Genomic DNA, 22043 nt, shown 5'->3' on the forward strand with positions numbered 1-22043 from the left:
AGCTTGTTTATCTCTTTGGTGTCAGTAAGCTGCAAACACTTTCTAATTAAAACGTGGTATGTTGTTCGGTCAAAAAATCCCACAGCCTAACCACGGGTAAGGACATTCGATGATTACCCCTTTGTTAAAGAAAATATTTGGTAGTAAAAACGAGCGTGAATTAAAGCGCATTCGTAAAGTAGTTGAACAGATCAACGCCCTAGAACCAGAGTTTAAATCCCTAGCCGATGCAGACTTTGCTTTACGCACCCAAGCTTTAAAAGAAAGAGCTGCTAAGGGTGAATCGCTAGATAAGCTTTTACCTGAAAGCTTTGCGCTAGTGAGAGAAGCGAGTAGCCGCTCACTTAATATGCGTCATTTTGATGTGCAGATGATTGGCGGCATGGTTTTGCATGAAGGCCAAATAGCCGAAATGCGTACCGGTGAAGGTAAAACACTTGTAGCAACTTTAGCCGTATATTTAAATGCTCTATCCAATAAAGGTGTTCATGTTGTTACGGTTAACGATTACCTAGCAAAACGTGATGCGGAGTGGATGGGTAAGCTCTACCGTTTTATGGGTCTGACTGTAGGCGTTATTTATTCTGGTCAAAGCCAAGAAGAAAAGCGCCATGCCTATCAAGCAGATATTACTTATGGCACCAATAATGAATTTGGTTTTGATTACCTGCGCGACAACATGGCCTTTTCTTTAGCTGACAGAGTTCAGCGTGATCTTAACTATGCTGTAATTGATGAAGTTGACTCAATTTTAATTGACGAAGCGCGTACCCCTCTAATTATTTCTGGTGCTGCAGAAGATAGTTCTGCAATGTACCGCTTAATAAATCAGCTTGTACCTGGGTTAACCCCTTGGGATGAAGAAACAGATACAGGTGATTTTATAATAGATGAAAAACAACGCAGCTTAGAATTAACAGAACAGGGTCACCAGCTAGTTGAAGAGCTATTAAGCAAAGAAGGTGTTCTAAAAGCAGGTGACAGCCTCTATGCTTCAGCTAATTTAAGTTTGCTGCATCATGTTCAGTCAGCTTTACGCGCTCACCACATGTTCAACAAAGATGTTGATTACATAGTGAGTGAAGGGCAGGTTGTTATTGTCGATGAGCACACGGGCCGTACTATGCCTGGGCGTCGTTGGGGTGAAGGTTTACACCAAGCAATAGAAGCCAAAGAAGGTTTGAATATTCAAGCCGAAAGCCAAACACTGGCAGCAACCACCTTCCAAAACTACTTCCGCCTATATACCAAGCTATCAGGTATGACAGGTACAGCTGATACTGAAGCCTATGAGTTTAATCATATTTATGGTCTAAATGTGGTGGTTATTCCTACTAATCGCCCCGTACAGCGTAAAGATTTAAATGACCTAGTCTTTATGAGTGCTGAAGAAAAATTCGAAGCTATCATTAAAGACGTGCAATACACAATAGAAAAAGGCCAGCCAGTATTGGTGGGTACTGCTTCTATAGAAACCTCAGAATATGTGAGTGGGCTACTAAAAAAAGCAGGCATTGCACATAAGGTACTTAATGCTAAACAGCACGAAAGTGAAGCAGAGATTATCGCTCAGGCAGGTCGACCCGGTGCCGTTACCCTTGCTACCAATATGGCAGGTCGTGGGACAGACATTAAACTAGGTGGTAACTGGGAAGTTGAAGCAGAAAAGCTAGATAACCCAACTGAGGCACAGTTAGAAAAACTCAAAGCGGCTTGGCAAGAGCGTCACGATGCAGTAGTGGCAGCGGGTGGTTTACACGTTATAGGTACTGAGCGTCATGAATCACGCCGTATCGACAACCAGTTAAGAGGTCGTTCTGGTCGTCAAGGTGACCCGGGTTCAACACGTTTCTTTTTATCCTTAGAAGATAGTTTAATGCGTATCTTCGCTTCCGATCGCGTTAAAAGCATGATGACCATGCTAGGTATGAAACGTGGAGAAGCCATAGAACATAAAATGGTAACTAATGCAGTTGAGAAAGCACAGCGTAAAGTAGAAGGGCGTAACTTTGATATTCGTAAGCAGCTACTTGAGTATGATGATGTAAATAATGACCAGCGTAGCGTTATTTATGCTCAGCGCTGTGAAATACTTGAAGCAGAAGAGATAGCTGAAGAAATTGAAGAAATGCGTGAAGACGTGCTAGATGCGGCTATTTCACAATTCATTCCACCTCAATCCATGCCTGAACAGTGGCGCGTGGCCGAATTAGAAAGCTACCTTGCAACAGAATTTAACCTAGATGCAGAAGTTCAACAGTGGCTAGATGAAGATAAGAGCCTGCATGAAGAAAGCTTGCGTGAAAAATTACAGCAGGCTTTACAAGAAGCCTATAAGGAAAAAGAAGCGCTGGCAGGTGGTGATTTATTAAGAAAGTTTGAACAGCAAATAATGTTGCAAGTGCTTGATACGCGCTGGAAAGAACACCTGCAAAGTATGGATCAGCTACGCCAAGGTATTCACCTAAGAGGCTATGCCCAGAAAAATCCTAAACAAGAGTACAAGCGCGAAGCCTTTGGCTTATTTGAGCACTTTTTATCTAATGTGCGCAGTGATGTGGTTCGTATTTTAAGCCATGTAAAGATACGCACACCTGAAGAAGTTGAAGCCATAGAGCGTCAACGCAGGGCAGAAGCCGATGCTCTAATGCAGCGCCAAACAGCACGCCATGACTCACCAAAAACGAGTAATGACTCAACGGCAGAAACAGCTAGTCAACCCTTTAAACGTGACTTCCCTAAAGTTGGTCGTAACGATCCCTGCCCTTGTGGGTCAGGTAAAAAATACAAGCAGTGTCACGGTAAATTGAATTAAAACTTGTCCCCTAGGTGGGAGGAGAAAAGTATGGCCGTAGGTCAATTAGTATTACCCGAATTTAATGCGATAGCAGGCTTGCGTATTGGTACTGCCAGTGCAGGAATTAAAAAAACTGGACGTAAAGATTTAGTTGTTTTTGAGCTAGCGGAAGGCAGTAATAGCGCGGGCGTTTTTACCTTAAACGCCTTTTGTGCAGCCCCTGTACAAGTTGCTAGAGAACATCTCAAAGCAACTTCACCTCGCTATTTAGTTATTAATACTGGTAATGCTAATGCGGGTACAGGTACTAAAGGTTTAGCTGATGCTAAAAAAACCTGTACAGCACTAGCAGAATTAACCCAGGTTAAAGAGCAAGCAGTACTACCCTTTTCTACTGGTGTTATAGGTGAGCCTCTCCCCATGGAGAAGCTACTAGCAGCTTTACCTAACGCATTGGATTCTTTAACAGAAAACGGCTGGGCAGAAGCTGCCACCGGTATAATGACAACAGACACCCTACCTAAAGGTGCTACTGCTAGCTGCATTATTAAGGGTCAAAAAGTTGCTATTAGTGGCATAGCTAAGGGTGCAGGCATGATTAAGCCCAATATGGCAACCATGCTAGGTTTTATTGCAACGGATGCTGCTATAGAACAACCGCTATTAAAACAGCTATTAAAAGAAGCCACCGATCTAAGTTTTAATCGTATAACGATAGATGGTGATACCTCGACTAACGATAGCTGTATGCTAATTGCTACAGCAAAATCAGCCACAGTCAGTGAAGCTGATTTGCAAGACCTAGCTACCTTCCGCCAGTGTTTAATTAGCGTTATGCAAGCGCTAGCCCTAAGCATAGTGCGTGATGGTGAAGGTGCAACCAAGTTTGTCACTATTCAAGTTGAACAAGCATTGAATACAACAGAAGCCCTAGAAGCTGCTTTTACCGTTGCCCATTCCCCCTTGGTAAAAACTGCCCTTTATGCTAGTGATGCAAATTGGGGACGTATTCTTGCGGCCGTTGGTCGTGCTCCCGGCTTAGAAAACCTTGATGTTGAAGGTGTAACTGTTTATTTAGGTGAAGTGCTTTTAGTTGAACAGGGTGGCCGAGCAGCTAGCTATACAGAAGAAGCTGGCGCAGCTGTTATGAAGCAAGAAGAAATTACGCTTCGTATTCTGTTAGGTCGAGGGCAGGTACAAGAAACTGTTTGGACATGCGATTTTTCTCATGATTACGTTTCAATTAATGCAGATTATCGTAGCTAAGGATTATTAAATTATGCCACAACCCCTGTTAGTTGCTGCTGCAGCCATAATGAATGATAAAGGCCAAGTTTTGATTGCCCGTCGCCCTGCGGGAGTTGATCAAGGTGGACTGTGGGAGCTGCCCGGTGGAAAACTAGCACCTTACGAAACTGGTTTTCAAGCCCTTAAGCGTGAAATTGGTGAAGAGCTAGGTATTGAAGTTATAAAAGCACGGCCCTTAATTAGAGTAAGGCATAGCTATGCTAATAAAACTGTTTTATTAGATGTTTGGAAGGTACTGGAATTTGCTGGCGAGCCTTGGGGAAGAGAAGGGCAACCAATTCGCTGGGTAGCAGTAGACGACTTAGTTAATTACACCTTTCCAGCAGCAAATAAGCCCATTATAAAAGCAGTACAGTTGCCAGATGAGTATTTAATAACGGGCAACTTTGCTGATGAGCAAGATGCACTTGTACGGCTAAATAGAGCCTTAGAACAGGGTATTAAGCTAGTACAGCTAAGAGCACACCAATTAGATGCAGAAGCTTACCGCTGCCTTGCTCAAGCCTTTTTAGGGCCATGTCAAAAGGCTGGTGCTAAATTAATGCTAAATGCAGACCCAGAATTGCTCAAGCAGGTAGATGCAGATGGTATCCACTTAACAGCAGCCCGTCTTGCAAACTATGATCAACGCCCAGTACCTGTTGATAAATGGCTAGCTGCCTCTTGCCACGATGCCAAAGCTATAATTCAAGCTGAGAACCTTAGGGCAGACTTTATAACCTTATCGCCCGTATTGGAGACACCCTCACATCCAAAGGCGCAAGCTTTAGGTTGGCATAACTTTAATACTTTAACTGATAACGCTAAGCTGCCTGTTTATGCATTGGGTGGCATGAACAGACAGCAGCTAGATAGAGTCTTTGGCTTGGGCGGTCAGGGGATAGCAGGTATAACTCAGTACTGGTCCTGATCATCTTGCTCAAGTAGCAGTTCATCACCCGCTATCTTGTGATCTTCTGCAGCCCAAGCACCTAAATCAATTAGCTTACACCGCTCGCAACAAAAAGGGCGGAAAGCATTTTCTTTGGTTAAGATGCTGGGTTTGCCACAAGTAGGGCAGGGAAAAATACGGGTAATCTCTTCGTTCATTGTTGCTTCTCTTGGTTAGTTTTAAGCTGAGCAAGTTCAAGGTACTTAGTATGAAGAGAGTTTACCTGTTTTTTTAAATGATTTAAGTCCCCAGAGTTGTCTATTATGTCATCAGCTAGCGACAATCTTGCTGAACGATTAATTTGCTGCTCAATTATTTTCTTAACTAGCTCAGGGGAATTATTATCCCTACTTGCAGTACGACTTATCTGAACAGCTTCGGGTAGATCGACAACCAATAAACGATCAGCTAACTTTGCTTGACCACTTTCAATTAACAGTGGCGAAGACAAGAGTGCATAAACGCTGGTTGTTTCATTTAGTGCATTAATAACACACTTTTTAACCCAGGGATGTATTAGGTTTTCTAGCCAAGTTTTAGCAGTTGAATCATTAAAAATTATACCCCTTAATGCTGCTCTATCTAAACTACCATCAGGCAATTTAAGCTGTTCACCAAAGTGATCAAATACTCTACTTAATAAAGGTGAGTTTAGATGTAATGCATTACGAGCAAGAACATCTGCATCAACTACATCTATACCTAAATTAGCAAAAAGATCACTAGCTGCAGTTTTACCTGAGCCTATACCACCTGTTAAGCCTACTAGGAGTTTAGTTTGTTTATTGTTTAATAGATTGTTGGGCACTTATTTACCTTTTTGAAGTCTTAATCGGTGTAAGTTTTATACAAGAAATGACTTAATAGGTTTAAATTTATGTTAATTAAACCATTTATTCAACATTAGACTTGCCAAATTTAAGATAATGTATAAAATTTACAAGGCCTGTTGAACTTCCCTATTGGAGTAATGTATGTCTATATTAGCAACTTATCGTGAAAAAGAAGAAATGCTGCGCAAGCTCACCGAAGAAATGAGCAAGATGCAAGAAAACCCTGAGCTTAAAAAAGAACTGAGCTTTAAAGAAGAAGTTCAAGCAGTTTTAAATAAGCATCAGCGTAGTGTTAGTGACCTAGCTGTTATCTTTGGCCTTAATCAGTCTGCTGCTACAGCTAAGTCAGGCCGTGGTAACCGTCGTACACGTAAACTTAAAGTTTATGTGAACCCTCATACCAATGAGACGATTGAAACGCGTGGTGGTAACCATAAAGAACTAAAAGAATGGAAAGCAGCCCACGGTTCTGATGTTGTTGAAAGCTGGGTAACAGAAGAACGCGATTAAACTTTAGGTTTATTTTAATCTGAAAAGCCCTGATAGTTTTCAGGGTTTTTTTTCGCCTGTATTTTTAGAGTTTCAAACAAAAAAAGTGGCTCCACAAGTTAATAATTAACTAACAGGAGCCACTTGAGTGTTGCTTCTAGCTAGGGTTAGTGCAACCCTAGCTTGGTTGTTCGATTAAACGTTATCGAACTGATTCATGGTGTTGTCTTCACCGCTTGCTTTTAGAGCAGCATCACCAGAGAAGTATTCTTTATGGGTATCACCAATATCAGAACCCGCCATGTTTTGGTGACGTACACACGCAATACCTTGGCGAATTTCTTTACGCTGAACACCTTCAACGTAAGCCAACATACCTTCTTCACCAAAGTAGCCTTTAGCTAGGTTGTCAGTAGACAGCGCAGCAGTGTGGTAAGTTGGTAGCGTGATTAGGTGGTGGAAGATACCTGCTTCACGTGATGCATCTTTCTGGAAGCTCTGGATGCGTGCATCTGCTTCATCACATAGCTCAGTACCATCGTAATCAGCACTCATCAAACGGTCACGATCGTAAGCAGAAACATCTTTACCTGCAGCTACCCAGTTATCGAATACTTGCTGACGGAAGTTTAAGGTCCAGTTGAAGGATGGGCTGTTGTTGTAAACCAGCTTAGCATCTGGAACCACTTTACGAATTTCGTTAACCATTTCAGCAATTTGACCAACGTGTGGCTTTTCAGTTTCGATCCACAAGAGGTCAGCACCGTTCTGTAGTGAAGTAATACAGTCAAGAACAACACGCTCAACACCAGTGTTCTCACGGAACTGGAATAGACCACTAGCTAAACGTGCTGGCTTCAGTAGCTTACCGTTAGACTTAACTACCACATCACCATTTTCAATTTCGCTCGCATCCTTGATGTATTCACCATCTAGGAAGCTGTTGTACTGGTCACCTAAATCACCTGGCTCGTTAGTTACAGCGATTTGCTTAGTTAAGCCAGCGCCTAAAGAGTCAGTACGCGCAACGATAACACCATCGTCTACGCCTAGTTCTAAGAAGGCATAACGTACAGCATTAATTTTAGCTAGGAAGTCAGCATGAGGAACGGTTACTTTACCATCTTGGTGACCACACTGCTTTTCGTCAGATACTTGGTTTTCAATTTGGATAGCAGCAGCACCGGCTTCAATCATCTGCTTAGCCATTAGGTAAGTGGCTTCTTCGTTACCAAAACCTGCGTCTATGTCAGCAATGATTGGTACTACGTGAGTTTCAAAGTTTTCGATCTGATCAAGAATAGATTTTTCTTCAGCCGCATCGCCCGCTTTACGTGCTTTATCTAAAGCTGCAAAAAGTAGGTCTAGTTCACGTGTATCTGCTTGGCGTAAGAAGGTGTATAGCTCTTCAATTAAAGAAGCAACAGAAGTCTTCTCGTGCATAGATTGGTCAGGTAGTGGGCCAAACTCTGAACGTAGTGCAGCAACCATCCAACCTGAAAGGTAAAGGTAGCGTTTGTTAGTTGTTTTAAGGTGCTTTTTAATGGCGATCATTTTTTGTTGACCGATAAAACCATGCCAGCAACCTAGTGATTGGGTGTAAACAGAAGTATCAGCGTCATACTCAGCCATGTCTTTACGCATAATAGCGGCAGTGTACTTAGCAATATCTAAACCCGTTTTAAAGCGGTTCTGGTAACGCATACGAGCAGCATACTCTGGATTAATTGCGCTCCAACCATTTCCGGCTTTTTCTTTAACAGCAGTAATTGCCTTAATTTGGTCTTTATAAGTTGACATGGTTCATCCTTATTAGAGGGGTAAATTGAATTTAGTGGGGCGTTTCAATGGAGCGAATGATGCCTTAGCAAGCATCAAGACCGCAAGCCACCATTGGTAGGGGGTGTTTGGTTGTAATTTGACTACAGTGAAATAAAACTACAAAGCGAGACTTTGCAATGCTTTTACAGCTAGTGATTTTTCCCAATGCAATTTAAATTGGGCACTAAGACGAAAAGCTTCACGGTGATCGCCAGAGTAAAGCTCTACTCTAGGTTGTTGATAGTCTTGCCACCAAAGTAAATGGCGATTATCAACTAATAAATAGGCTTGCTGCTTGGTTTGATAAAGTGAATGGCTTTGTTTTATTTCAATATAACTCGATGCGCGTTGGTAAAGTTTAAGTAGCGAATTGGTTTTACGTGAAAACTCACGTGTTTCAGCTAATAAAAAACGTACTCTACTGTGCTCATGCCTTCTGCCGAGTTGTATAAGTGGAGCTAAACTGGCTTCATCAAACCAAGTATCTAGGTAATTAGGTGTTTCTAAGCTAAAGTTACGGCTAGCTTGTTGAATTAATACTTTTATTGCTAGGTAAACTTGTTCCTGTCCTTGAATACGAAGTTGGCCTGTTGTTTTAAGTGCTGTTTCAAGGGTTTGTTCTGTGTGTTGAGTGGCATCTAATAGCTGACTATCAAAGTCGAGCAGCATAGGTACATGAACAATACCCACTTCATCATACTCATCACCGTTCACTTTAAAGCCAAGTTGCGCATAAAGATTGACAGCATTAATTTGTGCATTGAGGTGTACTTGCCTTAAATTTATACGGCGGCAGTGCTCTAATATTCTTAACAATAATTTTTTAGCTATACCTTTACCTCGTAAAGGTTTTAAAACAGCTAAACGGCCTAAATGCCCTTCTTGGGTTAAACGCGCAGTTGCAACTGCGCGTTCATTGATAAGTAGAAGAAAATGTTCACTCGTTGCATCTTTATCATCTAACTCATCTTTGGCTGGAATTTCTTGTTCTTCAACAAATACCTTATGCCGAATTTGACGGCAGGCTTCACCCAGTTGTTGCCAAGTGCCTTGCTTGGCCGTTAGTTTAGCGCCTTTATTTTGGCTTGAAGCAGCAAGGGGTGAAGTCATCGTTAAAATCCCTGTTATTGGTTAGTTAGTGCAAAAGATTTGAATCTTCGTCTTCTTCAGTTAAGTAAACGCTACCCTGGTTAATGAGTTTAACGAATAATTCACTTGCTTCAGGCAAAGCTAGGGTGTTTTTAATAAACTGCACATCAAATTCTCTATTAGAACAAAGGCGAGTTATCCAATCTTTAATGGTTAGTGAAAACTTTAAGGCTTCGCCATCAGCAAATAACCAGTTGCCTTCAGTTGAAATTCTAAAAGCTAAACGACTGCCTTCAGCAACCACTAACAAAGGTTCTTCTTCTGCCGCATATTCCACTAGCTCATGCAGGGTGGCGCTAGTCCAAGGGCTTTCTTGTGGTAGGAGTTGATCTGGGTATTTGGTTTGGGTCATGGCACGACCAAACCATTCACTTAATGCAGCTGGGTTGTTAATTACCTGATTAAGTAAGTTTTTTACACGCGTCATAGCTGCATCATCTATAACCGCTGGGTGTTCGGGTAAGGTTAGGTCTGCATCGGTATAACGTAGGTCTTCTTCGAGCGTTTCACCAATAAAATCGGCAACACCGCATAGAATTTCTTCAGCACTTAAAGCACGAAAGCCCACCGACCAGGTAGTACAGTCTTCACTTAATGAAGTGCCCCAATGGGCAAGCTGTGGTGGCAAATAAAGTAAATCGCCCGGCTCTAAGACCCAGTCTTGTTCAGGATTAGCTTCAAATTCAGTTAGAATTTTTAAGCGGGTATCACTTCTTAAGGGGCTAGATTCATCGCAAGGCTGTCCTAGCTGCCAACGCCTTTTACCTGAAGCTTGTAGCAAAAATACATCATAATAATCAAAGTGTGGTCCAACACTGCCCCCTTCGGGTGCATAGCTAATCATCAGATCATCAACTCGCCAGCTGGGTAAAAAGTCAAAGGCTTTGAGTAGCTCACCTACTTCAGGCAGAAGGTGGTCAACGGCCTGTACTAAAAGCGTCCAATCTTTTTCAGGCAAGTTTTGTAAAAAACTTTCTTCAAAAGGGCCGTTAAATAATTGCCAAGGGCTTTCAGGCCCTTGTTCCATCACTAGGCGAGCTTCTACGGTTTCTTCTAGGGTTAAACCGGCTAGTTCGTCAATATCTAAGGGCGGTGTAAAACCGGGGATAGCTTGACGTATAAGCAGTGGTTTTTTTTGCCAATAGTCGCGTAAAAATTCTTCGCGACTAATAGAGCCTAAAATTGAAACTGGCAAAGTGATGGAAGCTGTCATAATTAAATAGCCTTCGCTTGGGCAATGGCATTGCCAATATAGTTAGCTGGGGTTAGTGCCTTAAGCTCTTGCTTGGCTTGTTCAGGAATTTCTAAGCTATCTATAAATACCGCCATTCCTTCTTGAGTGATTGCTTTACCACGGGTTAACTCTTTTAGTTTTTCGTAAGGCTTTTCTATCTGGTAGCGGCGCATGACGGTTTGAATGGGTTCTGCTAACACTTCCCAAGCGGCATCTAGGTCATAGGCTAAACGTTCGGGGTTGGTTTCTAGCTTAGAAATGCCTTTTAAACTGGCTTGGTAAGCAATTTGGCTATGGCCCATGCCTACGCCTAAGTTTCTAAGCACGGTGGAATCGGTTAAATCACGCTGCCAGCGAGAAATGGGTAGTTTAACCGCTAGGTGATTAAAAATAGCGTTAGCAATGCCCAAGTTACCTTCGGAGTTTTCAAAGTCGATGGGGTTAACCTTGTGCGGCATGGTTGAAGAACCAATTTCGCCTTCCACGGTTTTTTGCTTGAAATAACCTAAAGAAATATAGCCCCAAACGTCACGGTCAAAGTCGATCAAAATGGTGTTGAAACGGGCAATGGCATCAAACAATTCGGCAATGTAATCGTGGGGTTCAATTTGCGTGGTGTAGGGGTTCCAAACTAGGCCTAAACTTTCTACAAAATCTTTAGCATTGGCTTGCCAATCTAAGGTTGGGTAGGCACTTAAGTGCGCATTGTAGTTACCTACCGCACCGTTAATTTTACCTAATAGTTCAACGGCTTTAATTTGCTTGATTTGACGTTCTAAGCGGTAAACTACGTTGGCCATTTCTTTGCCAACCGTGCTGGGGCTGGCGGTTTGGCCGTGGGTACGCGAGAGCAAAGGCACTTGTGCATTTTTATGGGCGAGGTCACGAATAGCATCAGCTACTTGCTGCATTTCTGGCAGAATTACTTTTTCTAAACCGCCTTTAAGCATTAAAGCATGAGACAGGTTGTTAATGTCTTCACTGGTGCAAGCAAAGTGTACAAACTCACTTACGGCGGCTAGTTCTGGCAAGACTTCAATGCGGTCTTTAATAAAGTATTCCACGGCTTTAACGTCGTGGTTGGTGACTCGCTCGTGGGTTTTAACCGCTTGGGCATCGTCTATCGAAAAGTTCGCTACTAAATCATTTAACAGTTGATTAGCCTGGTCAGAAAAAGCTGGTACTTCTTTAATTTCTGGGCGGTTAGCAAGGCACTGCAACCAACGTACTTCCACTTCTACACGCGCGCGAATTAAGCCATATTCAGAAAAATGCTCACGCAAAGCAACAGTACGGCTGCCATAGCGGCCATCAACGGGTGAAAGGGCGGTAAGTGAGGTTAGTGCTGAGAGGTGTTCAAAAGACATAGTAAGTTCCAGAAATTAAAGGTAGAAGGTAAGCGTGTTGTTAGGGTTAAAGCCCGAGTGAATTTAAATCTTGCAGAATTTTTTTGCGTGAGAATAAAAGCTTCCAACGCTTGCCACCCGACTGAGACCAGAGCATGGCAGAACGTATGCCAGCTAAGAGTAGGGCGCGAATTTTGTCGGCATTACCGGTTTGCTGTAAAATAGTAGGATCACCCTGTACCTGAATACGAAAAGAAAGCGTACTCAGTGTATCTTGGTAAAGGCCAGCAAGCGCAGCCAATACATTTTCATGGGTTGGATTAAAGTGCATAGCTTGTGATTTTACGGCATCTAAACGCTGACCTATAGCAGTCAACATTTGAGGGTTTTTAGCCAGCTTGGTGTTAAGTATTAAAATAGCCATGGCATAGCGAAGCACGCTAGGGTTAACACTAGAATCTTTAAGTAACACCTTGCGTAGGGTATTGGCACCCGCTCGCAGGTTAGACAATTCACCACCATAAATGTCGGCGGTTGTTTCAGGGTCAGTTACTAGAACGGAGTTAATACTTGTAGCAAAGGTTTGCTGGTCAACTAAACCACGCGTTGCTAAATCATTAACTAATTGAGCAACTTGAAAAACACCTGCCAAAGCTAAAGTTTGGCGTTGTCCATAATCTAAATTATTCATTCGACAGACTCAATTTCTAATGAGGGGCTAGCAGTTTTTAAAAAGGTGCTTTCAATGACACCACCACCTAGGCAGACTTCATTTTGATAAAAAACCATGGACTGCCCCGGTGTAACTGCTCTTTGTGGTTGATCGAATGTAACCTTACAACGACCATCGGCTAGCACCTCTACTTGGCAAGCCTGGTCATCTTGGCGATAACGCACCTTGCCACTACAGCTAAAGCTAGAGGCTGGCGCTTCACCTGCCACCCAATCGGGTGAAGAGCAAATTAGCCCATCGGTAAATAAAAGTGGATGATCTTCACCCTGCACTACAATTAGCTTGTTGTTGTCTAAATCTTTAGCAGCCACAAACCAAGGCGCTTCTGGATAGCCTTTAACGCCACCTATACCTAAACCTTGGCGCTGACCTAGGGTGTAATACATTAGCCCAGCATGTTGACCAATCAGTTCGCCCTTGTCGGTGATTAAATCACCCGGCTGGGCTGGCAAATATTGCTTTAAAAAGTCGGTAAAGCGGCGCTCACCTATAAAACAAATGCCGGTAGAGTCTTTCTTTTTAGCGGTAATTAAACCGTGTTCTTCGGCTAAGCGGCGCACTTCAGGTTTTTCTAATTCGCCGACAGGGAAAAGCGTTAAACCTAATTCTTTATGACCCACGGCATGTAAAAAATAGCTTTGGTCTTTATTGGTATCTAAGCCACGCAGTAATTGGGTTTTACCTGTTGAATCTTCACCACGCCTTACATAATGGCCGGTGGCAATATAATCAGCACCTAATACCTGCGCGTAATCTAAAAAGGCTTTAAATTTAATTTCACGGTTGCAAAGAATATCGGGGTTAGGGGTTCGCCCTGCCTGGTATTCAGCTAGAAAATGCTCAAATACATTGTCCCAATATTCAGCAGCAAAGTTGGCTGCATGTAGTTTAATGCCTAGCTTGTCGCATACGGCTTGGGCATCGGCATAGTCTTCTTTGGCTGTACAGTATTCTGTGTTGTCATCTTCTTCCCAGTTTTTCATAAACAGGCCTTCCACCTGATACCCCTGCTGTAAAAGCAAAATGGCTGAAACGGATGAATCTACACCACCGGACATGCCGACTATAACGCGGGTAGATGCTGGGTTATGCGCTGCTGTAGATGCCACTGAAGGACTCCGTGGAAACAAAGGATTTAAGTTTGCTATTATACATGACCAACCTAATTTTTTTTAGGTGAATTAACCTTGCCGCTTAACGGAAGTCTTGTATTAGCGTTAAGGGAAAAGATTTTCCCGCCAAAAAGTCATCAAAGCAGGGTCTTACCATGGGGCTACGAAAGCGACCAGCTGCCTCTGCGGCATCAATTTCTGCTAGGCTTAACCAGTGAGCAGCAAGAATGCCTTCATCAAGTTGTGCATCGGGTAATTCAGAAAGGGGGCGAGCAATAAAACAGTGGCGATGGTAGGTAACCTTATTGGGTGCAACATTAATGTACAAACCTAAATAAGCTTCTACTTCAACTAGCCAGCCAGTTTCCTCTAAGGTTTCACGCACTGCTGCCTCAATTAAACTTTCATCCACCTCAATATGCCCTGCTGGCTGATTAAGTACAGGTAGATCAGTGGCAGACAGTTTATCGTATTCCTCGACTAATAAAAATTTACCTTCATGATGTACTAGAGTGGCAACGGTACAATTGGGAGTCCAGCGTTCCATTAGCTTTCCTTTTTAACACCTTTTTTACGTGGCTTAAGTACAACCTTGTGTTGCTTCGTTGGCAGATGAATGCGTGTTTTTTTGATTTGTGTGGGGCGCAGATGTTCAAGCGACCAGTTGCCTATAGACCAGCGCACTAAGCGCAAGGTAGGAAAGCCAACATGGGCTGTCATCCGCCTTACTTGGCGGTTGCGGCCTTCTAATAGAGTGATTTCTACCCAACTAGTTCCTAAGCCTACGCGTGGATTAACCGGTTCTGCACGGGGCGGCAGTTTAGGCTCTTTCATTAAACGAGCGCGAGCTGGGCGGGTTTTACCATCGTTTAATTCAACGCCATCACTTAAAGCTTTTAGGGCTTCATCGGTAATTTGCCCTTCAACCTGCACCCAATAGGTTTTAGGTAGTTTAAATTCAGGGTGAGTAATGCGGGCTTGCAATGCGCCATCGTCAGTTAGCAGCAGTAGCCCCTCTGAGTCATAATCTAAACGTCCGGCAGGATAAATGCCTTCAGTTTTGATAAAGTCAGCTAAAGTGCTGCGGCCTTTATCATCAGTAAACTGCGAAAGAACCTGCCAAGGCTTGTAAAATAAAAAAAGGTCGCTCATGAGAATCTCAGAAAAGGTGTAGAGTTGATTTATGGCATTTTAGCCTTTAGACGCCACAAGTAGTAGCAACAATAAATTTATTTGCCTAGCTACCTTGTGATTTCATTAATTTACCCCTATTTACTAGTGAGTGATTAGTTTTTGCTTAGTGAATTAATTCACCAACTGGCAGACTAAGAAATGAGGGGATCGGATACAAGAGGGTTAGACCTTGAGTGAAGATGGGCAAGACGGGCACCTAAACGGTGATTTAGCAACGGCTGCAGCCAAGCCTAAACTGAAACAACCACCTAGGTATAAAGTGATTATGCTTAATGATGACTTTACACCCATGGAGTTTGTGGTAGAAGTATTGATGTTCTATTTTCATATGGATATGGAAAAAGCTTCGCAGGTAATGATGGATGTTCACCTGCAAGGGCATGGATTATGTGGCATATTTACTAAAGATGTGGCAGAAACAAAAGTAGCACTAGTAGTGGACTTTGCGCGTGAGAATGAGCATCCACTTATGTGTAAAGTAGAAGTAGCAGAGTAAAAAGACCAAATAGGTCATCATTGGTTCCCAGTCGGGTAAGTGAGGGTAGGCGCATGCTTAGCAAAGATCTTGAACATACGCTGAATGAGGCGTTCACCCTGGCAAGGCGACAACGCCATGAATTCATGACAGTAGAGCACTTGTTGTTATCTTTATTAGATAACACCTCAGCAGCTCAGGTATTAAAAGCCTGTGGCACAGATTTAGGTAGTATACGTAAAGAACTCAACGACTTTATTGAAGCCACAACGCCCATTATTCCTGATGATAATATGGAGCGTGAAACGCAACCTACACTCGGTTTTCAACGGGTACTGCAACGCGCTGTATTTCATGTGCAATCTTCAGGTAAAAACGAAGTAACGGGTGCAAATGTACTGGTTGCTATTTTTAGTGAGCAAGAAAGCCAAGCCGTTTATTTTCTTAAGCAGCAAGATGTCGCCAGGGTTGATGTGGTTAACTTTATTTCTCATGGCATTTCTAAGGTTGCTGATGACTCTGAGCAAACCGGTGGAGTATTTGGTCAAGAGCAAGATGAAACCGAAGCGATTAACAGCAACCACCCATTACACAGCTTTGCAACTAATTTGAACGCCCAAGCGGAAGCAGGAAAAATTGACCCGCTGATTGGTCGTGATCATGAGATAGAAAGGGTGGTGCAAGTTTTAGCAAGGCGCCGTAAAAATAACCCCTTGTTGGTGGGTGAAGCCGGTGTAGGTAAAACTGCTGTAGCCGAAGGTTTAGCTAAGCGTATAGTCGATGGTGAAGTACCAGAGGTTATAGCCGATGCTATCGTTTACTCCTTAGATTTAGGTGCTTTGTTAGCGGGCACTAAGTACCGAGGCGACTTTGAAAAGCGCTTGAAAGCTTTATTAAATGAATTGAAAAAAGAACCCCATTCAATTCTATTTATTGATGAGATTCATACCATTATTGGTGCAGGTGCAGCTTCAGGTGGGGTAATGGATGCTTCCAACCTACTTAAGCCAATGCTTTCTAATGGTGATTTGCGCTGCATAGGTTCAACCACCTTCCAAGAGTTTCGTGGCATCTTTGAAAAAGACCGTGCTTTAGCACGTCGTTTCCAAAAAATTGATGTGCTAGAACCTAGCGTAGAAGACACTATAGCTATCTTAAAAGGCTTAAAAAGCCGTTTTGAAGACCACCATAAACTTCGCTACGATGATCACGCGCTAGAAACAGCCGCACGTTTGGCTGAGCGTTATATCAATGATCGCTTTTTGCCAGACAAGGCAATAGATGTAGTGGATGAAGCCGGTGCTTATCAGCAACTATTACCCGAAACTGACCGAGTAGATGTAATAGGCGTGGCTGAAATTGAAGCCATAGTTGCTAAAATTGCGCGTATTCCGCCTAAAACCGTTTCTACTAATGACAAAGAAGTGCTACGCAATGTTGAGCGCGACTTAAAAATGCTGGTCTTTGGGCAAGATGCAGGCATTGAAGCCTTAGCCAATGCCATTAAGCTTTCTCGCGCTGGTTTAAAATCACCCGAAAAACCCATCGGTAGCTTCTTGTTTGCAGGGCCGACTGGTGTGGGTAAAACCGAAGTGACTAAACAGTTGGCACGTACCTTAGGTATTGAGCTAGTGCGTTTTGATATGTCTGAGTACATGGAAAGACACACAGTTTCTCGCCTTATTGGTGCGCCACCGGGTTATGTGGGTTTTGATCAAGGTGGCTTGTTAACTGAAGCTGTGACCAAAAATCCGCATTGCGTTTTATTGCTGGATGAAATAGAAAAAGCTCACCCAGAAGTCTTTAACCTGCTGTTGCAAGTGATGGATCATGGTTCGCTAACCGATAACAATGGCCGTAAAGCAGATTTTCGTAATGTGATTTTGGTAATGACCACTAACGCTGGCGCTGAAGCAACTAGCCGCCGTTCAATAGGTTTCCAAAACCAAGACCATGCAACCGATGGTATGGAGGCTATACGCAAATTGTTTACGCCTGAATTCCGCAACCGTTTAGATACAACCATTCAGTTTAAAGCGCTGGATATAGAAGTTATCAAAAATGTTGTTGATAAGTTCTTGGTTGAACTACAAGCGCAGTTGGATGATAAGCGAGTAGTGCTAGAAGTGGATAAAAAAGCGCGTAAATGGTTAGCTGAAGAAGGCTATGATGAAGCAATGGGTGCAAGACCTATGGCGCGCTTAATTCAGGAGCAGATCAAAAAGCCCATGGCTGAAGCGATTCTCTTTGGTGAGTTATCAGAAAAAGGCGGTACAGTGTTTGTAACTGCTAGCAAAAAAGGCTTGCAGCTAACTTTTGAAGCTGCTGTGGAAGCAACAGAAAAAGACGCAGTTTAAGCGCCTTACAACAAACGGGCAAAAGGAATTGCCCGTTATTTTTTTGCACTAATTACTTAATTAAAATAAACAACTAAACCGACTTGAAAGCCGGTCAGCAAAAATTAAGGCTTAGTACTTAAATGTGTACTTAGCGAGCGCGGTAGGTAATGCGACCCTTGGTTAGGTCGTAAGGTGACAACTCAACTTTAACCTTATCGCCAGTAAGAATACGAATATAGTTTTTACGCATCTTGCCAGAAATGTGAGCAGTCAGAACATGGCCGTTTTCTAGTTCTACACGGAACATGGTGTTAGGTAGGGTGTCGATAATAACACCTTCCATTTCAATATGATCTTCTTTTGCCATTCGGCATAAACCTCTAATATTTGAAAAAACCGCGTGCATTCTGCCTCATTTTTTCAAAAAGAGCAAAAATAAAGCGGATAAGTGAAATAACTTAGTCTTTAGAAAAAAGCTGCCATTGTTGTTTTTCAAGTATTTCCAATGGCTGATAGGCTTGTTTGTAACTCATTTTACGACAGGTTTTAATCCAATAACCCAAATAAACATAGGGTAATTCTAAGCTGGCAGCCTGTTCTAGCTGCCAGAGTACCGCAAATACGCCTAGACTGCGGCGTTTTTCTTCAGGATCAAAGAAAGTATAGATAGCAGACAGCCCATCTTTTAACTTGTCTAGGGCAGCAACTGCAACCAGTTTGCCACTAGAATTCCTGAATTCCACTAGCTTGGCCCAGTCTTTATTAACTAATAAAAAACTACGAAACTGTTCTTCACTGGCGGGGTGCATATCACCATCGGCATGACGGCTATTTATGTATTTTTCATAAAGCTGGTAGTGTTCATCACTATAAGTGGTGGGTAAAACTTGCCAGCTAAGGTCTTGGTTACGCTTTAAGGTTCTTAATTGTTGTCGTGAAGGTTTAAATTCAGCCACTCTAACCCTAACCGACTTACAGGCATCGCAAGTATCGCAGTGAGGGCGGTACATATGCTCGCCACTACGACGAAAGCCTACTTGGGTGAGGGCATCGTAAACCTCGGCTGTTACCCCCTGCTGGGGGTCTAAAAAAAGTGTGGTTGCTTCTTGGTCATCTAAATAACTACAAGCATGAGGTAGGGTTTGATAAAAGCGTAAAGCAAAGGTTTGTGAGTTGGGTGTATTCATAAAAAATTTACCTCGGCTCTGGTGGCTTTAGCCAAGGTTTGTAAAAAAAGTTCACGGCTTATTTCTTTGGCTCCTAAACTGGCTAGGTGGTCAGAATAAACCTGACAATCAATTAAACTAAAACCTTGCTTTTCTAAGTGCTGGGTTAATTTTACTAGTGCCACTTTAGAAGCATCACTGACTTTACTAAACATGGACTCACCAAAAAACATACCACCCAAAGCTAGGCCATACAAACCACCCACTAGTTGTTTGTTTTGCCAAACCTCAACCGAGTGAGCATAACCCTGCTGGTGAAGCTGAGTATAGGCGTTTTGCATGGCTGGAGTAATCCAAGTGCCTGTTGTGGCTTGCCGAGAAATGGCGCACTCTTCAATTACCTGAGCAAAACAGTGATCAAAGCTTAATTCAAACTCCTTACGCTTTAAACGCTTATTCAGGCTACGGCTGATTTTTATTTCTGTAGGATAAAGTACCATACGAGGTGCTGGTGACCACCAAAGTGGCGGTTCACCTTCATTAAACCAAGGGAAGATTCCCTGCTGATAAGCCAGTAACAGGCGCTCTGCAGAGAGATCACCACCAAAAGCAAGAAGACCATTAGGTTCTTCAAGTGCTAGGTGGGGAGGAGGAAACCAGAGTTCTTTGTCTAGTTGCCAAATTTCAAGCATGTATGACCCTGCCAGCTGTTATATAATAGAGACAAATCAAGTAACTCAGCGTTAACCCTATCATAAGGCTTCAGCTAACTCGGCAACAAGCCGTAGGTATTTTTAATTATGTCCCAACAACCTAACCTTTCTGACAAGTTAAGAAAAGCATTGCAAGAAGCAGGCATTCTTTTGTTGCTGCTGATTGCTCTTATGCTCTTGTTGGCACTTTTTAGTTTTAATCCAAACGACCCAGGTTGGAATGGTGCAACGCAAGAAATACCGACTAACCTAATGGGGTTATCAGGCTCTTGGTTGGCAGATTTATTATTTTCCTTAACAGGTGTGGCGGCCTGGCTCTTTCCTTTAGCCTTAGTTCATTTAAGCATCCAACTCTTTCGCCGCCCTTGGGAAAAAGAAGGCTGGGATCCTTACATCCCTTCTTTAAGATTTTTTGGTTTTGTGCTGTTGTTAATTGGTGTAGCTGCTACCGCAGCAGGGCATTCACTTGCCGCTCATCTACCCTACGGAGCAGGGGGCATACTAGGGGAAAGTCTGGCAAATTTAGCTAATCCAATTTTAGGCCAGCTAGGTGCAAGCCTTATTTTTATTAGTGGTGTGGTAGCAGGCCTATCTTTAATTACTGGCTGGTCTTGGTTAGTAGTGATGGATGAAATTGGTTATTTTTTACTTAACCTAGGTAAAAAAATTACCACAAGAATACAAAAGCCAAATGTATCCTTAGCTTGGCTACCTAAAATAAAAGAGCGCCTTCCTACCTTAGCTTCACCTGCTTATCAGCCAAGCAGTACAGAAGTAACCAAGGAAGAACCCCGCTTAGGCGGCTTTAACCCTGCGCCAGAAGCTACTTTGGATGAAGAAGAAAAAAATGCACCTAGGCTAATGACTCTGCAAGAATTACAACCTGAGCGAAATCATCAAAATGCCGCTTCCTTGGTTGGTGAAAAACCAGGTTTAGAATTGCTAGATAACCCTAAACCTCAAAAGGTTGGCTTTACTGCCAAAGCGTTAGAAGACCTAGCCAGCTTAATTCAACAAAAATTACATGAATTTGGCGTAAAAGCTGAAGTGGTCGATGTTCACCCTGGCCCAGTTATTACCCAGTTTGAATTGGATTTAGCCGCAGGGGTTAAGTCATCTCGGGTAGCAGGTTTAGCCTTAGATTTAGCCCGTGCTTTAAAAGTATCCAGTATTCGTATAGTGGAAGTAATTGCAGGCAAATCGACCATAGGCATTGAAATACCCAATAATCAAAGAGCGCTTATTTATTTAAAAGAAGTTTTAGATAACGAAGTGTTTTTAAAAGATAAACACCCACTACCTCTTGCTTTGGGTCAGGATATTTCTGGTCGTTCGGTGGTGGTCAACCTAGCTAAAATGCCGCATTTATTAGTTGCTGGTACGACGGGTTCGGGTAAATCAGTGGGTGTGAATGCCATGCTTTTATCCATGTTATTACAGCGCACACCAGAAGAATTACGCCTTATTATGATAGATCCAAAAATGCTGGAGTTGTCTATCTACGAGGGCATTCCACATTTATTAGCGCCTGTAGTTACCGATATGAAAGAAGCGGCCAACTCCCTACGCTGGTGTGTAGCAGAAATGGAACGCCGTTATCAACTAATGGCAGCTATGGGTGTGCGTAATCTAGTGGGTTATAACGACAAGCTAGCTGAAGCGGCCAAGCAAGGCGCTCAGGTGGTGGATCCCTTAAAAGAGCTTTTACCCGGCGAACAACCCACCTACCTAGAGCAACTACCCTATGTGGTGGTGGTGATAGATGAATTTGCCGACATGATGATGCTGGTTGGCAAAAAAGTAGAAGAGTTAATTGCTCGTTTGGCACAAAAAGCCCGAGCCGCTGGTATTCATTTAATTTTAGCGACCCAGCGCCCCTCGGTGGATGTTATCACCGGCTTAATTAAAGCCAATATTCCTACCCGTATTGCCTTTCAAGTTTCCAGCAAAATTGACTCCCGCACCATACTTGATCAAAGTGGCGCAGAACAATTACTTGGCAATGGTGATTTACTCTATTTGCCAACGGGTGCACCTCAACCAATTCGTGTACACGGCGCTTTTGTTTCTGATGATGAAGTGCATCGAGTAGTCGAAAACTGGAAACTGCGCGGCGAACCCGATTACGAAGATTCTATTTTAAATGGCAAGGTGGATGCTCAAGCGCTGGTAGGTTTAGAGGCCGAAGGCGTTGAGGGTTCAGCAGAGCAAGACGAGCTTTATGATGAAGCGGTTGCTTTTGTGATTGAAAGCCGTAGAGCTTCGGCTTCTGCTATACAAAGGCGTTTTAAAGTAGGCTATAACCGTGCTGCTGGCTTAATTGAAGGAATGGAACAAGCGGGCTTGGTTTCACCCTTGCAATCGAATGGACAACGCGAACTACTTCTACCCGAATAATAAGGA

The 22043-nt window shown here is 43.0% G+C and carries 20 protein-coding genes; 7 read left to right on the plus strand and 13 right to left on the minus strand.

What is annotated here, in order from left to right; translation table 11 throughout:
- Window positions 1-109 precede the first annotated feature (109 nt).
- From secA to H571_RS0111940, 3 genes are read left to right on the plus strand one after another with little or no spacing between them, the layout of a single operon-like run.
- Window positions 110-2815 (plus strand): preprotein translocase subunit SecA, encoded by a 2706-nt coding sequence (secA, locus tag H571_RS0111930; protein WP_027849509.1) that lies wholly within the window; start codon window positions 110-112, stop codon window positions 2813-2815.
- Window positions 2816-2845: 30 nt separating this feature from the next.
- Window positions 2846-4063: a bifunctional glutamate N-acetyltransferase/amino-acid acetyltransferase ArgJ gene (gene argJ, locus H571_RS0111935; RefSeq protein WP_027849510.1), complete on the plus strand. Its 1218-nt coding sequence runs from the start codon at window positions 2846-2848 to the stop codon at window positions 4061-4063.
- Between the two features lie 13 nt (window positions 4064-4076).
- Window positions 4077-5015, plus strand: coding sequence for a Nudix family hydrolase (locus H571_RS0111940; RefSeq protein WP_156887873.1), 939 nt, complete (start codon window positions 4077-4079; stop codon window positions 5013-5015).
- Here the strand turns inward: H571_RS0111940 and H571_RS0111945 are convergent.
- Both H571_RS0111945 and coaE read right to left on the minus strand, forming a co-directional pair.
- The gene (locus H571_RS0111945) at window positions 5000-5194 is read right to left on the minus strand and encodes a DNA gyrase inhibitor YacG (protein ID WP_027849512.1); all 195 of its coding nucleotides are present in this window, start codon (window positions 5192-5194) and stop codon (window positions 5000-5002) included. The two genes, H571_RS0111940 and H571_RS0111945, sit on opposite strands and share 16 nt — an antisense overlap.
- Entirely contained in the window at window positions 5191-5844 is a 654-nt protein-coding gene (gene coaE, locus H571_RS0111950) for a dephospho-CoA kinase (protein WP_027849513.1), read from the minus strand. The genes H571_RS0111945 and coaE overlap by 4 nt, the downstream gene beginning before the upstream one ends.
- A 166-nt stretch (window positions 5845-6010) precedes the next feature.
- On the opposite strand from coaE, the gene H571_RS0111955 reads away from it, so the two are divergent.
- A complete protein-coding gene (locus H571_RS0111955; protein WP_027849514.1) occupies window positions 6011-6379 on the plus strand; it encodes a histone-like nucleoid-structuring protein, MvaT/MvaU family in 369 nt (122 codons plus the stop codon).
- A gap of 174 nt (window positions 6380-6553) precedes the next feature.
- On the opposite strand, the gene H571_RS0111960 is transcribed toward H571_RS0111955, so the two are convergent.
- The 8 genes from H571_RS0111960 to H571_RS15095 form a co-directional block, all read right to left on the minus strand.
- Window positions 6554-8158 (minus strand): isocitrate lyase, encoded by a 1605-nt coding sequence (locus H571_RS0111960; protein ID WP_027849515.1) that lies wholly within the window; start codon window positions 8156-8158, stop codon window positions 6554-6556.
- Window positions 8159-8296: 138 nt separating this feature from the next.
- Window positions 8297-9289, minus strand: a complete 993-nt coding sequence (locus H571_RS15610; RefSeq protein ID WP_051168315.1) for a GNAT family N-acetyltransferase — start codon at window positions 9287-9289, stop codon at window positions 8297-8299.
- Window positions 9290-9314: 25 nt separating this feature from the next.
- Window positions 9315-10541: a cupin domain-containing protein gene (locus tag H571_RS0111970; protein WP_027849516.1), complete on the minus strand. Its 1227-nt coding sequence runs from the start codon at window positions 10539-10541 to the stop codon at window positions 9315-9317.
- A gap of 2 nt (window positions 10542-10543) precedes the next feature.
- Entirely contained in the window at window positions 10544-11929 is a 1386-nt protein-coding gene (gene purB / locus H571_RS0111975; RefSeq protein WP_027849517.1) for an adenylosuccinate lyase, read from the minus strand.
- Between the two features lie 46 nt (window positions 11930-11975).
- Entirely contained in the window at window positions 11976-12599 is a 624-nt protein-coding gene (gene hflD, locus H571_RS0111980) for a high frequency lysogenization protein HflD (protein WP_027849518.1), read from the minus strand.
- Complete coding sequence (mnmA, locus tag H571_RS0111985; RefSeq protein ID WP_027849519.1) at window positions 12596-13750, minus strand: tRNA 2-thiouridine(34) synthase MnmA; 1155 nt, start codon at window positions 13748-13750, stop codon at window positions 12596-12598. Before mnmA ends, hflD begins: the two co-directional genes overlap by 4 nt.
- An 85-nt stretch (window positions 13751-13835) precedes the next feature.
- Window positions 13836-14300, minus strand: coding sequence for an NUDIX hydrolase (locus tag H571_RS0111990; protein ID WP_027849520.1), 465 nt, complete (start codon window positions 14298-14300; stop codon window positions 13836-13838).
- Complete coding sequence (locus tag H571_RS15095; RefSeq protein WP_036218186.1) at window positions 14300-14905, minus strand: pseudouridine synthase; 606 nt, start codon at window positions 14903-14905, stop codon at window positions 14300-14302. Before H571_RS15095 ends, H571_RS0111990 begins: the two co-directional genes overlap by 1 nt.
- 211 nt (window positions 14906-15116) lie before the next feature.
- Between H571_RS15095 and clpS the strand changes: the two genes are divergently transcribed.
- Both clpS and clpA read left to right on the plus strand, forming a co-directional pair.
- Window positions 15117-15443: an ATP-dependent Clp protease adapter ClpS gene (gene clpS, locus H571_RS0112000; protein ID WP_027849521.1), complete on the plus strand. Its 327-nt coding sequence runs from the start codon at window positions 15117-15119 to the stop codon at window positions 15441-15443.
- A 53-nt stretch (window positions 15444-15496) separates the two neighbouring features.
- Window positions 15497-17779 carry an ATP-dependent Clp protease ATP-binding subunit ClpA gene (gene clpA / locus H571_RS0112005; RefSeq protein ID WP_027849522.1) on the plus strand — a complete coding sequence of 761 codons (2283 nt, stop codon included), beginning with the start codon at window positions 15497-15499 and terminating at the stop codon, window positions 17777-17779.
- Between the two features lie 130 nt (window positions 17780-17909).
- Here clpA and infA read toward each other — a convergent pair whose 3' ends face one another.
- From infA to aat, 3 genes are all read right to left on the minus strand, one after another.
- On the minus strand, window positions 17910-18128 hold the full coding sequence (infA, locus tag H571_RS0112010; protein ID WP_027849523.1) for a translation initiation factor IF-1: 219 nt from the start codon (window positions 18126-18128) through the stop codon (window positions 17910-17912).
- 91 nt (window positions 18129-18219) lie between these two features.
- Complete coding sequence (locus H571_RS0112015; protein WP_027849524.1) at window positions 18220-18948, minus strand: arginyltransferase; 729 nt, start codon at window positions 18946-18948, stop codon at window positions 18220-18222.
- Entirely contained in the window at window positions 18945-19619 is a 675-nt protein-coding gene (gene aat, locus H571_RS0112020) for a leucyl/phenylalanyl-tRNA--protein transferase (RefSeq protein ID WP_036218189.1), read from the minus strand. Before aat ends, H571_RS0112015 begins: the two co-directional genes overlap by 4 nt.
- 108 nt (window positions 19620-19727) lie before the next feature.
- Here aat and H571_RS0112025 point away from each other — a divergent pair, with 108 nt between their 5' ends.
- Window positions 19728-22037: a DNA translocase FtsK gene (locus tag H571_RS0112025; protein WP_036218192.1), complete on the plus strand. Its 2310-nt coding sequence runs from the start codon at window positions 19728-19730 to the stop codon at window positions 22035-22037.
- The last annotated feature ends 6 nt before the right edge of the window (window positions 22038-22043 follow it).

Source organism: Marinospirillum minutulum DSM 6287, from assembly GCF_000422325.1.
GTDB classification, from domain to species: domain Bacteria; phylum Pseudomonadota; class Gammaproteobacteria; order Pseudomonadales; family Halomonadaceae; genus Marinospirillum; species Marinospirillum minutulum.

Coding starts and splice junctions, on each gene's coding strand:
- hflD (WP_027849518.1), bottom strand. CDS start 12,599: ATGAATAATTTAGATTATGGACAACGCCAAACTTTAGCTTTGGCAGGT.
- argJ (WP_027849510.1), top strand. CDS start 2,846: ATGGCCGTAGGTCAATTAGTATTACCCGAATTTAATGCGATAGCAGGC.
- aat (WP_036218189.1), bottom strand. CDS start 19,619: ATGCTTGAAATTTGGCAACTAGACAAAGAACTCTGGTTTCCTCCTCCC.
- H571_RS0112025 (WP_036218192.1), top strand. CDS start 19,728: ATGTCCCAACAACCTAACCTTTCTGACAAGTTAAGAAAAGCATTGCAA.
- H571_RS15095 (WP_036218186.1), bottom strand. CDS start 14,905: ATGAGCGACCTTTTTTTATTTTACAAGCCTTGGCAGGTTCTTTCGCAG.
- clpA (WP_027849522.1), top strand. CDS start 15,497: ATGCTTAGCAAAGATCTTGAACATACGCTGAATGAGGCGTTCACCCTG.
- H571_RS0111940 (WP_156887873.1), top strand. CDS start 4,077: ATGCCACAACCCCTGTTAGTTGCTGCTGCAGCCATAATGAATGATAAA.
- secA (WP_027849509.1), top strand. CDS start 110: ATGATTACCCCTTTGTTAAAGAAAATATTTGGTAGTAAAAACGAGCGT.
- H571_RS0111955 (WP_027849514.1), top strand. CDS start 6,011: ATGTCTATATTAGCAACTTATCGTGAAAAAGAAGAAATGCTGCGCAAG.
- H571_RS15610 (WP_051168315.1), bottom strand. CDS start 9,289: ATGACTTCACCCCTTGCTGCTTCAAGCCAAAATAAAGGCGCTAAACTA.
- infA (WP_027849523.1), bottom strand. CDS start 18,128: ATGGCAAAAGAAGATCATATTGAAATGGAAGGTGTTATTATCGACACC.
- purB (WP_027849517.1), bottom strand. CDS start 11,929: ATGTCTTTTGAACACCTCTCAGCACTAACCTCACTTACCGCCCTTTCA.
- H571_RS0111990 (WP_027849520.1), bottom strand. CDS start 14,300: ATGGAACGCTGGACTCCCAATTGTACCGTTGCCACTCTAGTACATCAT.
- H571_RS0111970 (WP_027849516.1), bottom strand. CDS start 10,541: ATGACAGCTTCCATCACTTTGCCAGTTTCAATTTTAGGCTCTATTAGT.
- H571_RS0111960 (WP_027849515.1), bottom strand. CDS start 8,158: ATGTCAACTTATAAAGACCAAATTAAGGCAATTACTGCTGTTAAAGAA.
- H571_RS0111945 (WP_027849512.1), bottom strand. CDS start 5,194: ATGAACGAAGAGATTACCCGTATTTTTCCCTGCCCTACTTGTGGCAAA.
- H571_RS0112015 (WP_027849524.1), bottom strand. CDS start 18,948: ATGAATACACCCAACTCACAAACCTTTGCTTTACGCTTTTATCAAACC.